Origin of the sequence: Polaromonas sp., from assembly GCF_029945925.1 — a bacterium.
In the GTDB taxonomy this organism is placed as follows: domain Bacteria; phylum Pseudomonadota; class Gammaproteobacteria; order Burkholderiales; family Burkholderiaceae_C; genus Polaromonas.
The window spans coordinates 34,617-46,909 of sequence record NZ_JAQSDN010000015.1 but is presented as its reverse complement, the minus strand read 5'-3'; the positions used below and the strand labels follow the sequence as shown (position 1 = coordinate 46,909).

Annotated in this window: 12 protein-coding genes; 5 read left to right on the top strand and 7 right to left on the bottom strand. The window is 65.1% G+C overall.

The window, feature by feature from the left end; all coding sequences use genetic code 11:
- Positions 1-55: 55 nt before the first annotated feature.
- From PSV40_RS04120 to PSV40_RS04105, 4 genes are all read left to right on the top strand, one after another.
- Positions 56-1,174 (top strand): aromatic ring-hydroxylating dioxygenase subunit alpha, encoded by a 1,119-nt coding sequence (locus tag PSV40_RS04120; protein WP_300534530.1) that lies wholly within the window; start codon positions 56-58, stop codon positions 1,172-1,174.
- Positions 1,175-1,274: 100 nt separating this feature from the next.
- Positions 1,275-2,297: an EamA/RhaT family transporter gene (locus tag PSV40_RS04115; RefSeq protein WP_300534527.1), complete on the top strand. Its 1,023-nt coding sequence runs from the start codon at positions 1,275-1,277 to the stop codon at positions 2,295-2,297.
- A gap of 37 nt (positions 2,298-2,334) precedes the next feature.
- Positions 2,335-3,252, top strand: coding sequence for a sulfurtransferase (locus PSV40_RS04110; protein WP_300534525.1), 918 nt, complete (start codon positions 2,335-2,337; stop codon positions 3,250-3,252).
- 51 nt (positions 3,253-3,303) lie between these two features.
- Positions 3,304-5,880: a PAS domain S-box protein gene (locus PSV40_RS04105; protein ID WP_300534523.1), complete on the top strand. Its 2,577-nt coding sequence runs from the start codon at positions 3,304-3,306 to the stop codon at positions 5,878-5,880.
- A gap of 53 nt (positions 5,881-5,933) precedes the next feature.
- On the opposite strand, the gene PSV40_RS04100 is transcribed toward PSV40_RS04105, so the two are convergent.
- Together PSV40_RS04100 and PSV40_RS04095 are read right to left on the bottom strand one after the other, a co-directional pair.
- A complete protein-coding gene (locus PSV40_RS04100) occupies positions 5,934-6,416 on the bottom strand; it encodes a hemerythrin domain-containing protein (RefSeq protein ID WP_300534520.1) in 483 nt (160 codons plus the stop codon).
- Between the two features lie 118 nt (positions 6,417-6,534).
- Positions 6,535-6,678, bottom strand: a complete 144-nt coding sequence (locus PSV40_RS04095; protein ID WP_300534518.1) for a hypothetical protein — start codon at positions 6,676-6,678, stop codon at positions 6,535-6,537.
- Between the two features lie 106 nt (positions 6,679-6,784).
- Between PSV40_RS04095 and PSV40_RS04090 the strand changes: the two genes are divergently transcribed.
- Entirely contained in the window at positions 6,785-7,732 is a 948-nt protein-coding gene (locus tag PSV40_RS04090) for a sugar kinase (protein WP_300534516.1), read from the top strand.
- Positions 7,733-7,851: 119 nt separating this feature from the next.
- Here PSV40_RS04090 and PSV40_RS04085 read toward each other — a convergent pair whose 3' ends face one another.
- The 5 genes from PSV40_RS04085 to polA all read right to left on the bottom strand — a co-directional run.
- Positions 7,852-8,160 carry a hypothetical protein gene (locus PSV40_RS04085; protein WP_300534513.1) on the bottom strand — a complete coding sequence of 103 codons (309 nt, stop codon included), beginning with the start codon at positions 8,158-8,160 and terminating at the stop codon, positions 7,852-7,854.
- A gap of 1 nt (position 8,161) precedes the next feature.
- A complete protein-coding gene (locus PSV40_RS04080) occupies positions 8,162-8,287 on the bottom strand; it encodes a hypothetical protein (protein WP_300534511.1) in 126 nt (41 codons plus the stop codon).
- Between the two features lie 112 nt (positions 8,288-8,399).
- Positions 8,400-9,206, bottom strand: coding sequence for a ZIP family metal transporter (locus PSV40_RS04075; protein ID WP_300534508.1), 807 nt, complete (start codon positions 9,204-9,206; stop codon positions 8,400-8,402).
- 121 nt (positions 9,207-9,327) lie between these two features.
- Entirely contained in the window at positions 9,328-10,227 is a 900-nt protein-coding gene (locus PSV40_RS04070) for a dienelactone hydrolase family protein (protein ID WP_300534506.1), read from the bottom strand.
- Positions 10,228-10,401: 174 nt separating this feature from the next.
- Positions 10,402-12,293, bottom strand: a 1,892-nt coding sequence (gene polA, locus PSV40_RS04065; RefSeq protein WP_300534503.1) for a DNA polymerase I, incomplete at its 5' end; no start/stop codon positions are given.

Sequence of the window (12,293 nt, the reverse complement as noted above, 5' to 3'; positions counted from 1 at the left end):
TGACAGGGTTGTCTGCCCCTTCATCCACCCCGAAACTGCCTGTTTCGGAAATTGCATGTCTGATCTAAGCCTCCGTCTCCTGCAGGCCACCAGCCAGCTCCCCGTTTCCAGCTACTTTGACGCCGGCCTGTATCAGCGGGAGCAGCAAAAGCTGTTTGCCCGCGGCCCGCGTTACGTGGGGCACGAACTCTCCGTGCCGAATCTGGGCGACTACTATGCCCTGCCCCAGGAACTCGGCGGCCGGGCACTGGTGCGCAATGCCACCGGGGTCGAGCTGATCTCCAACGTCTGCCGGCACCGCCAGTCCACCATGCTGCAGGGCCGCGGCAACACCGGCAGCAACATCGTCTGCCCCTTGCACCGCTGGACCTACAACACCAACGGCGAGCTGATAGGCGCGCCGCATTTCGAGGTCGACCCCTGCCTGAACCTGAACCGCTACCAGACCAGCAGCTGGAACGGCTTGGTGTTTGAAGACAACGGCCGCGACATCGCCTTTGATATGGCGCCGCTGGGTGCCATGCCCGACCTCGATTTTTCGGGCTACCAGCTCGACAGGATCACCTTGCACGAGTGCAACTACAACTGGAAGACCTTCATCGAGGTCTATCTCGAGGACTACCACGTCGGCCCCTACCACCCCGGCCTGGGCGCCTTCGTGACCACCGACGATCTGCGCTGGGAGCTGGCGCCGACCTACTCGGTGCAAACCGTCGGTGTGTCCGACAAGCTCGGCAAGCCGGGCACCGACGTTTATAAAAAGTGGCACGACGTGGTGCTGCAGTACCGCAAGGGCGTGCCGCCCAAGTATGGCGCGATCTGGCTGACCTACTACCCCAACGTGATGGTCGAGTGGTACCCGCACGCCCTGGTGGTCAGCACCCTGCACCCGCAGGGGCCGGACAAGACGCTGAACGTGGTGGAATTTTTCTACCCCGAGGAAATCTGCGCCTTCGAGCGCGAGTTCATGGATGCTCAGCAGGCCGCCTACATGGAGACCTGCGTCGAAGACGACGAGATTGCCCTGAGCATGGACGCCGGCCGCAAGGCCCTGATGCAGCGCGGCGACAACGAGTTCGGCCCCTACCAGAGCCCGATGGAAGACGGCATGCAGCACTTTCACGAGTGGTACCGCCGCGAGATGGGCGCCAGCAAGACCACACAGATGCTTTGACGCGGTCCATCCATGCAGGAAACGCTATTAATTCAATAGCTGCTCCCGCAGGAACCTTCTGGGCTGCAAGCACTTTTTACTTCTAACAACGAGCTCCGCCATGCAAGCCCTCTGGATGTTGGCCGCCGCCTTCTTCTTCGCCACCATGGCGGTCTGCGTCAAGTTCGCCTCGGTGCACTTCAACAGCGCGGAACTGGTGTTTTACCGCGGCCTGCTGGGCATGTTTTTCATGTGGGCGCTGGCCCGCACACGCGGCGTGACGCTGGCCACGCGTTTCCCCGGCATGCACATGTGGCGCAGCCTGGTCGGCGTGATCTCGCTGGGCGCCTGGTTTTACGCCATCGCCCACCTGCCCCTGGCCACCGCCATGACGCTGAACTACATGAGCAGCGTCTGGATTGCCACCTTTCTGGTCGGTGGCGCGCTGCTGATGGGCCTGTTGCCGGCGCGCGGCGGCCGCGCAGCACGCGAAGCGACAGGCGCGGGGGCCGAACGCAGCGCAGGGCCGCCCCAAGCAAGTTCAGCCCCCTCGGGGGGCAGCGCAGTACGCGAAGCGACAAGCGTGGGGGCCACTTTCAGCCAGGGGCCACTGGTGCTGACCGTCATCACCGGCTTCATCGGCGTGGTCATGATGCTGCGACCGACGATAGAGCAAAACCAGGCCTTCGCCGGCCTGATCGGCCTGATGTCCGGCCTGCTGGCCGCCTTTGCCTACATGCAGGTGATGGCGCTGGCCCGTGTCGGCGAACCCGAAACCCGCACCGTGTTTTATTTCGCGGTCGGCTCGGCCGTCGCCGGCGGCCTGGGCATGCTGGTGGCCGGCGTCTCCGATTGGCACTGGAAGCCGGCGCTGTGGCTGCTGCCGCTGGGCGTGCTGGCCTCGCTGGGCCAGCTGTGCATGACGCGGGCCTACAGCATGGCGAAAACCCGCAGCGCCACGCTGGTGGTGGCAAACTTGCAATACTCCGGTATCGTGTTTGGCGCGATCTACAGTCTGGTGCTGTTTGGCGACCGGATTCCGCTGCTGGGCTGGGCCGGCATGGCGCTCATCGTGGCCAGCGGCATTGCGGCCACCGTGCTGCGCGCCCGGGCCGCGCCGGGCGCACCTGCCGAAGAACACTGAATCGATTTCACGGGCTTATTTTTCAACCGGAGCCGCCATGTACACCACCCTGATTTCTGCCGAACAGCTGCAGGCCCTGGCGCGCAGCGGCCAGACCTGCCGCGTTTTTGACTGCAGCTTTGAGCTGATGCAGCCACAGGCTGGCAGACAGCTGTACCTGGAGGGCCACATCCCGGGTGCGGTGTATGCCCACCTCGACACCGACCTGAGCGCCAGACACGGCGTGCCCGGCGCGCACGGCGTGCTGACCGTGCACAGCGGCGCCGACCAGCCCGCTTCCGGCGGGCGCCACCCACTGCCGAACCGTGAAAAATTTGCCACCTGGCTGTCCAGCGTGGGCTTCAGCAATGACATGCAGGCCGTGGTTTATGACCGCAATGGCGCCAATTACTGCGGCCGCCTGTGGTGGATGCTCAAGTGGGCCGGCCACGAGGCGGTGGCCGTGCTCGATGGCGGGCTGCAGGCCTGGCAGGCCGCAGGCGGTGCGGTCAACCGCGGCGAAGAGCCTTCGCACTTCCAGTCCATCTTTTTCCCCGGCCCGGAAAAGGCGCGGCTGGTGGACGGCAAAACGGTGGCCGACCACCTCGGCCAGCCCGGCCAGACCCTGGTGGATGCCCGCGCTCCGGCACGTTTTCGCGGCGAGGTCGAGCCGCTGGACCCGGTGGCCGGCCACATTCCCGGCGCGCTGAACCGGCCTTTCGGCGACAACATCGGCCCCGACGGCAGGTTCAAGCCTGCCGAGCAGCTGCGGGCGGAGTTTGAAGCACTGCTGGCGGGCCGCGACCCGGCCGGCGTGGTGCACCATTGCGGCAGTGGCGTCAGTGCCGTGCCCAACCTGCTGGCCATGGAAATTGCCGGCCTGGGCCGCACCGGCCTCTACGCCGGGAGCTGGAGCGACTGGTGCAGCGACCCCGGCCATCCCGTGGCCAGGGGGGCTGAGGCCGCCAACAAATAATCGCTGGCGCGTGATGCAGTGCTTTAGTATTCGTCAGACCTGCACCCCGCCATGCCCGACACCTCTTCTCCTAACGACTCCCCCCGCCAGCTGGCTGCAGCGCTCATAGAACGCCGGTACTCTCGCGGGCTGCGCTCCCTGTTGCTGATGCTGCTGGGCAGCCTGCCGCTGGTGCTGGGCCTGACGCTTGTTCAGGGAAGCGGCGACGTGCAAATCAGCGTGATCGCCGTCGCGCTGGCACTGACCGCGTTCGGCTACTGGCTGCTGCACCGCGGGCACTACCAGTGGACCGGCTACCTGCTGGTCTATGCCCTGATCGGCCTGTCGGCGGCGGGCATGGTGGCCTACGGGTCGGTCCGCAGTACGCTGCTGCTGGGTTTTGTCGGCGCTGTGGTTGCCGCCGGAATGATGCAAGGGAAAAAGTCCCTGATCTCGGCGGTGGTGACAAGCGCCCTTGCCCTGGGCCTGCTGAGCTGGGCTGATCAGGCCGGCCTGCTGGGCAAGGCCGATTTCACGGTGAACCTGCGCTTCTGGCTGGTCACTGTCCTGCTGCTCACCGGCATTGCCGGCAGCGTGTACACCAGCCGCCAGGTGGTGCTCCGGGCGCTGCGCGAGCAGCATGCCGAACTGCGCCGGCGCGAGAAGGCTGAAAACGAATTGCGCCTGAGCGAAGACCGCTTCAGCCGCATTTTTCGCAACAGCCCGGCGGCCATCATCGTGCAGGACCTCGAAACGATGACGGTGCTCGACGTGAACCCCGCCTTCGAGCGCCTGTGGGGCTACTCGCGTGCCGAATCCATAGGCGGCACCGACGTTCACCTGTGGAGTGACCCGGCGGCCCGCAGGGCCTTCCAGCGGCAAATGGCCGCCACGGGCCGTGCCATCAACCTCCCGCTGGAAGGCCGCAGAAAAGACGGCCGCCTGATCAACGTCCTGCTGTCGACCGAATTCGAAGGCCGCGGCAAGGGGCGCATCGTGGTGTCCACCATCACCGACGCCACTGCCGAAACCCAGGCCAGGCAGGCAGCGCGCCAGTCGGCCGAGCTGTTCTCCAAGGCTTTTGATTTCAGCCCCATCAACATGACCATCACGCGGGTTGCCGACGGCACCTTCCTGGCCGCCAACGCCGCGGAAGACCGTATTACCGGCTTTGAGCCGGAAGAACTGGTGGGGCGCACATCGGTCGAGATCGGGGTCTGGCCCAGCGAAGCAGAACGCAGCCAGTTTGTCCATGACCTGCAGGCCGGTGGTCGGGTGCTGAGCCGCGAAATGAAGATGCGCCACAAAAACGGCGGCATGGTCGACTGCCGGGTCTGGTCGGCAATCATCGATATCGCCGGCGAGCCCTGCATGCTCAACTCGACCATCAACATCAGCGAGCAAAAACGCCGCGAAGCCCAGCTGATCGATGTCGCCAAAGCCCTGTCGGTCGGTACCGGCGAAGCCTTCTTCCGTTCCGTGGTCCAGCATCTGGCCCTGGCCATTGGCGCGGATCTGGTGATCGTGGGTGAAACCATGGCCGACCAGAGCGTCGCCTCACTGGCCATGGTTCAGGACGGCGAGCTGCAGCCCGACATCCAGTATGCGCTGGCCGGTACACCCTGCGACGAGGTCCTCAGCCAGTCCGACCTGCGTGTCTACAACGAGGGCGTGCAACAGCTTTTCCCGAACGACCGGATCCTGGTGGAGGGTAACTTCCACGCCTACGTCGGCGTGGCATTGCAAGATGCCGACGGCACCCCCATCGGTGTCGTCAACGCGTTGTGGCGAAAGCCCCAGACCCGCTCCACCGACCGGGATGCGTTGATGCAGATTTTTGCCAGCCGCATTGCGGCCGAGCTGGTGCGGCTGCGGCGCGACCGTGAAATTTCGCGCTTTAACGAAACTCTGGAGCAACGTGTCAACGAGCGCACCGAGCAGCTCATGGCGACCAATGCCGAGCTGGAATCTTTCGGTTACTCGGTGTCGCACGACCTGCAGTCCCCGCTGCGCAGCATCGAGGGGTTCAGCGTGCTGCTGGCGCGGCGCCTGAAGGGCCGGCTCAGCGACGAGGAGCAACGCCTGTTCGACCGGGTTCGGGTCAACGTGGTGCGCATGCACGAGCTGATCAACGACCTGCTGGCGCTGGCCCGTGTCAGCAAGGGAAAACTGGTGCTGGAGGAGGTCGACCTCAGCGTCATGGCGCAGCAGGTGGTCATGCAGGAAAGGCAACGCGACCCCAAGCGTCCGGTGCAGGTCATCATCCAGCCGGGCATCCGCGGCCAATGCGACAGCAAGCTCGCACGCATCATCCTGGAAAACCTGATCGGCAACGCCTGGAAATACTCGCGCCAGCAGCCCGACGCGATGATCGAATTCGGCCTGATGCCGGCGCGCGAGGGCGGGCGCAAGATGCTGTTCGTGCGCGACAACGGCACCGGCTTCAACATGGCTTATGCCGACAGCCTGTTCAAGCCTTTCCACCGGCTGCACCATGACACCGAATTCGAAGGCAGCGGCATCGGACTGGCCACCGTGCACCGCATCCTGGAACGCCACGGCGGCCTGATACGCGGCGAATCGTCCGAGGGGGCGGGCGCGTGTTTCTATTTCTCCTTCGATCCCCGCGTCGGCGCCATCGCGGCCTGAGGTATCAGGCGTTCAGCCCGGCCCCACACCGCGGACCCGGGCCGACGCTCCCGTCAGGCAGGTGTCTCGTAGCTGGCCAGCAGCTCTTCCTTGAGCGCCTTCATGTCCTCGACCATGGCCTTGAGGTCCATGTCGCTCTTGCGGGCCTTGGGAAACATCTCTTCACGCTCTTCTTCCACGTGGTGGTCGATGTATTCACCAAGTACGATGACCTTGGCGTCGAACAGTTCTTCGTCGGCCTCCATGCCCGAAATCTGCGCAATCAGGTCCTTGGCGCTGGCATGCTCGACCTCGGCTTCGTTGAGCAGCTCGTCGTCACCGATGGCCTCGCGCGCCGCGGGGTAAAAAATCTGCTCTTCGATGTCGGCATGCACGGTCAGCTCCTTGCAGATCTTGTCGGCGATCGCCTTGCGTTCATCGGCGGGCGCCTTAGCGTCGCTGAGTTTCCTGAACTGCGTGAACAGCTTCTTGACGGCAATGTGGTCGGCATCGAGCAGGTCGACGGCATCGTTCATCTTGGGAGGTGCTTTGCTCATGGTGGGTTTCCTGGTTGTGGGTAATGCAATGGGTCACTCACAGCACCCGGGGGTGCTGCATGCATGGCGAACTGCCAGACACAAAAACGACTCTAGGCAGCGCTCCCGGGCGCCTGTGTCAGACGCCATTGATCTTCTTGTAGGACAGCACGGAGGTGACAAACAGTTGCAGTTGCAGTCGCCGGATAGCCTGCCCTGATGACTTGCTGCCCATCACCAGCAGCATCGGTGCCTGAATCCGGCCGACGACGCCTTTACGCATCAAATCGGTCGCCAGCCCTTGTCCGTCAAGCGCAAGCAGCTATCAATAAAGTAGCGCACGGGAGGTGCTACGATTCGCGCACCCTGCACTCTCCCCGTGAAAACCCATGACAAGCGCGCTGGACGTCGTAACTTTTGGCGAAGCCATGATGCTGCTGGTGGCCGACCGGCCTGGCCCGCTCGAGGACGCCGCCTCTTTTTACAAACACACGGCAGGCGCTGAAACCAATGTGGCGATCGGCCTGGCACGCCTGGGCCTGAAGGTCGGCTGGGCCAGCCGCCTGGGAACCGACATGATGGGCCGTTACCTGATCCGGGCGATGTCGGCCGAAGGCATCGACTGCTCGCAGGTGGTGCTCACGGCGGCGCAGCCCACCGGGTTCATGATCAAGGGCCGTGTGCTGGACGGCAGCGACCCGCCGGTCGAATACCACCGCCGGGGCTCGGCTGCCAGCCACATGGCCCTCAGCGATATCGACGAAGCCTGGCTGCTGTCGGCGCGCCACCTCCATGCCACCGGCGTGTTCCCCGCCATTTCGGCGACCACCCTGCCCGCCGCACGCCGCAGCATGGAGCTGATGCGTCATGCCGGGCGCAGCGTATCGTTCGACCCCAACCTGCGACCGACGTTGTGGGCCACGCCCGAGCAGATGCGCCAGGCCATCAACGACCTGGCCGCGCGGGCCGACTGGGTGCTGCCGGGTCTCGAGGAGGGGCGCTTGCTGACCGGCGAAAACACGGCCGAAGGCATTGCCGCCTTTTATCGCCGGCGGGGCGCTGCGCTGGTGGTGGTGAAGCTGGGCGCCAACGGCGCCTGGTTCGACAGCGCCAGCGCCGGCACCGGCCATGTGCCGGCGTGCCCGGTGGCCCGGGTGGTGGACACGGTTGGCGCCGGTGACGGCTTTGCCGTCGGCGTGATCAGCGCCCTGCTGGAGGGGCGCAGCGTGGCGGAGGCCGTCCGGCGCGGCGCCTGGATAGGGGCGCGCGCCGTGCAGGTGGCGGGCGACAGCGAAGGCTTGCCCAGCCGCGCCCAACTGGCGCAAGCCGGGCTCTGACAGCCTGCGCGCCAGCGGCTACATGGGCTGCGGCGTGGGCTGCACCTGGCCGGGGTTGGGCGGAGTGGCGATGGGTTGCACCGGTTCGGGCGGTGGCACGTTGGGGTCGGTCGCCATGCTTACTCCCTTTCCGGTTTAGCGGCGGGGGAAGGCTCCACCGGCTTGTCGAGCTCGCGGATCATGCCCTCGCCTTCCGGGTCGCGGCCGTCGGACGGAATGTCGCGCTCGTTGCCGATCTCGGGCTCTTCCGTTGGCCGTGCAAGCGCGGTGTCATTGGCCGCCTGGTCCACTGCCGGATTACGCTGCGGCGTGCCGCTCGGGTCCACCGGCAGCGGCGGCGTGGGATCGTCGTTGCTGTCGTCGCCCGGCGTCACCGCCGGTTCTTCTGGCACTTCTTCCTCGGGAATCGCATTCGGTTCGGCATGCATCTCAGAACCCTCCCACCGTCAGCGGCACGGTCTCGGTCACCACGGCCGCCGCCGCAGCCATGCTGGCGCAGACGCTGGTGAGGTAGGCGATGTAGGGTTTGAAAGGGGTGGGTGTCGGCAGTTTCATGGCAGCGTCCTCGAAGAATGCCTCCATCATGGCGGCACCCGGGCGCCATGCCTATAGGCTGCCATGCCCTGTGTTTGTCAGTGTCCGGCTGACATGGGTGGCCGCCAGCTGCTCAATGCGAAGAATGCGCCAGCCCGCTGACCATCATGACCAGCGCCATCCCCACGCCCAGCCAGGCAATCTGAGCGAGTGTTTCGCGGGCCGTCAGCCGTTTTTGCAGCTGCGGAATCAGGTCGGCCAGCGCCACATAAACAAAGCTGCTGGAGGCGACCACCAGGAAATAGGGCAGCCAGTCGTGCAGCATGTCGACCAGGGCGAAACCGACCAGGCCGCCCAAGGCCGTCACGGCGCCGGCCAGCGACACCTTGATCAGGGCCATGCTGCGGTTGCCGGAGGTATGGCGCAGCACCACCAGGTCACCCATGTGGTGCGGAACCTCATGCGCCAGCACGGCCAGCGCGGTGATCACGCCCAGGCGCATGTCGGCGACGAAGGCGGAGGCAATCAGGATACCGTCACCAAAGGCATGCACGCTGTCGCCGGTCAGCACGGCCCAGCTGCCGGACCTGGCGGGCTGGCCGTGATCGTGGCCGTGATGGTGATGATGCGGATGGCCCGCATCGTCCTCGCCCTGCGGGTCATGGTGCTCATGGCCGTGGTGATACAGCTCGGCCTTGTCGAGCAGGAAGAAAAACACCAGCCCGACCAGCAAGGTGGCAAATAGCTCCTGCGCGCCGGCCTGGCTCTCGAAAGCCTCGGGCAGCAGGTGCATGAAGGCGGTCGCCAGCAGCGCACCGGCGGCCAGGCTGAGCATGTGGTTGGTGTAGCGGGCCAGCACACCAAAACTGAGCAGCGCCGCCAGCCACACGCTGCCGATGCCGGCGGCCAAGGTGCCAGTCAAAATTGCTATCAATGTCATAGCTGCTTGCGCCCGATCTGTATGGGCTGAAGCCCGAAAAGGTTGTAAAAACTCGCCTGAAAAGCAAAAAAGCCGCCGCACATTGCTGTGGGGCGGCCAGGACAGAGGCGGACCTGTTGAATCAGGCGACGCCGTTGGCCTTGAACCACGCCAGAGCGCGTTTCCAGCCGTCTTCTGCCGGCTCCTTGCGGAAGCTCGGGCGGTAGTCGGCGTGGAAAGCGTGCGGGGCATCAGGGTACACCACAAACTGCGAGGCCTTCGCCGCGGCACTGCCGCCGGCAAGGGCCACTTTCATCTTATCAACCGTGTCAAGGGGGATGCCGCCGTCCTGCCCGCCATACAGGCCGAGCACCGGGCCGTGCAGGATGGGGGCGATGTCGATCGGGTGTTTGGGCGTGAGCGGCGTGCTGGCACCGACCAGGCGGCCGTACCAGGCCACACCGGCCTTGATGCCGGGGTTGTGCGCGCTGTACAGCCAGGTGATGCGGCCGCCCCAGCAAAAACCGGTGATGCCCACCTTGGCGGTATCGCCACCGTTGGCGCCCGCCCACTTCACCGCGCCGTCCAGGTCGCCCATGACCTGGGCATCCGGCACCTTGGAGACGACCTCGGCCATCAGCTTGGCCATCTCGCCGTACTGCGATGGGTCGCCCTGGCGGGCATACAGCTCGGGCGCAATGGCCAGGTAACCGGCCTTGGCAAAGCGGCGTACGGTGTCGGCAATGTATTCATGCACGCCAAAAATTTCCTGGATCACCAGGATCACGGGCAGCCCGGTTTTTCCGGCGGGCGCGGCGTAATAGACCGGCACCTTGAAACCGTTGACTTCAAATGTGGTTTCGCCGGCCTTCAGGCCCTCGGCAGACGTCTTGATCGCGGTCTGCGCCATGATGGGCAGGGCCGTGGCCGCATAACCGACACCGAGCGCCGCCTTGAGCGCCGTGCGGCGTGTCGCGCCGTTGTCGGTGCTTCGGCCGGGGAGCAGGGAATCAAACTCGGATTTCTGGTCGCTGTTGAGCATGGCGGTTTCCTCAATGTCTGGGTTGAAGGGACGTGAAAAGGGCGTGAAAAGGGTTGAGCTGATAAAGCAGTCGGAGTCTAGGGGGTCGCAGAAGTTCTTGCCGGTGCAGGGAAATACCAGGGGGTATTCCCGCCCCCGTCCTCCCGCGGGCATATCGCCCCCCTGCCTGCGGATTCAATGCGCTTTTTCCCAGTTCGGGCCGATGCCGATTTCGGCCAGCAGCGGCACCTGGAGGTCCGCCACCCCGGCCATCAGGCGCGGAATTTCGTGGCGCACCCATTCGACCTCGGCCTCGGGCACTTCGAACACCAGTTCGTCGTGCACCTGCATGATCATTTTGGTGGCGCGTTTTTCGGCATCAAGCACGTCCTGCACCTTGACCATGCTGAGCTTGATCAGGTCGGCCGCCGTGCCCTGCATGGGCGCGTTGATGGCCTGCCGCTCGGCGGCCTTTTTGCGCGGGCCATTGCCGCCGTTGATCTCGGGCAGGTAGAGCCGCCGGCCAAACACGGTCTCGACGAATTGATTCTTCCGGGCAAACACCACGGTCTGCTCCATGTAGTTCTTCACGCCCGGGTAACGCTGGAAATACTTGTCGATGTAGGCGGCCGCGGCCTTGGTCTCTATGCCCAGGTTGCGCGCCAGGCCGAAGCTGCTCATGCCGTAGATCAGGCCGAAGTTGATGACCTTGGCGTAGCGGCGCTGCTCGCTGCTGACCTGATCGAGTGCCACGCCAAACACCTCGGCGGCGGTCGCGCGGTGCACGTCCAGGCCGTCGGTGAAAGCGCTTAGCAAGGCTTCGTCGCCGCTCAGGTGGGCCATGATGCGCAGCTCGATCTGCGAGTAGTCGGCGCTGGCGATCACGCTGCCGGCGGGCGCCACAAAAGCCTCGCGCACGCGCCGGCCCTCCGGCGTGCGCACCGGGATGTTCTGCAGGTTGGGATCGTTGCTGGACAGGCGCCCGGTGACGGCGACGGCCTGCGCGTAATGCGTGTGGACCCTGCCGGTACGCGGCAGCGCGAGCTGGGCCAGCTTGTCGGTGTAGGTGCCCTTGAGTTTGCTCAGCGAGCGGTGCTCCAGCAGCTTGGCCGGCAGCGGGTAATCCTCGGCGAGTTTTTCAAGCACCTCCTCGTCGGTGCTGCGCGCGCCGCTCGGCGTTTTCTTGATCACCGGCATGCCCAGCTTGTCGAAGAAAATCTCGCCCAGCTGTTTCGGGCTGCCCAGGTTGAAGGGCTGGCCGGCAATCTCGTAGGCCTCGGCCTCGAGCTGCAGGATGCGCTGGCCCAGCTCATGGCTTTGCGTGGCCAGCATGGGCGCGTCGATCAGCACGCCGTTGCGCTCGATCCGGTACAGGGTTTCGCTGCTTTTCATCTCGAGCTCGTAGATGAAACGCAGCTTGTCGTCGGCCTGCAGCCGCGGCCAGAGCACGCGGTGCACGTCCAGCGTCTGGTCCGAGTCTTCGCACGAGTATTCGGCGGCCTTGACGATGTCGACCTGGTTGAACTTGATCTGGTGCGCGCCCTTGCCGCACAGGTCTTCGTAGTTGATGCCGCTGCGGCCCACATGGCGCTCGGCCAGGCTGGCCAGGCCGTGCGGCTTGTGGACTTCCAGCACATAACTCTGCAGCATGGTGTCGTGGGCGTAACCCTGCACCTCGATGCCGTGGTTCGCAAACACATGGCGGTCGTATTTGACATGCTGGCCGAGCTTGGCTTTGGCCGGGTTCTCCAGCCAGGGTTTCAGGCGTGCCAGCACCTCGTCACGCGGCAATTGCACTGGCGCATCGGGGTAGTCGTGGGTCAGCGGAATGTAGGCGGCCTCGCCCGGCGTGACGCTGAAACTCAGGCCGACGATCTGGGCCAGCATTTCGTCCAGCGAGGTGGTTTCGGTGTCGACCGCCACCAGCTCGGCGGCTTCGATTTTTGCCAGCCAGGTCTCGAACATCTCCCAGTCCAGCACGGTGTCGTAACGCAGGTTGGTCGCCCGCTCGGCCAGCGGGGTGGCCAGAAAGGCCGGCTCGTCAAAAAGCCCCGGCGCGTCGGGTGAAGCTGCGGCCGCGGCCGCCG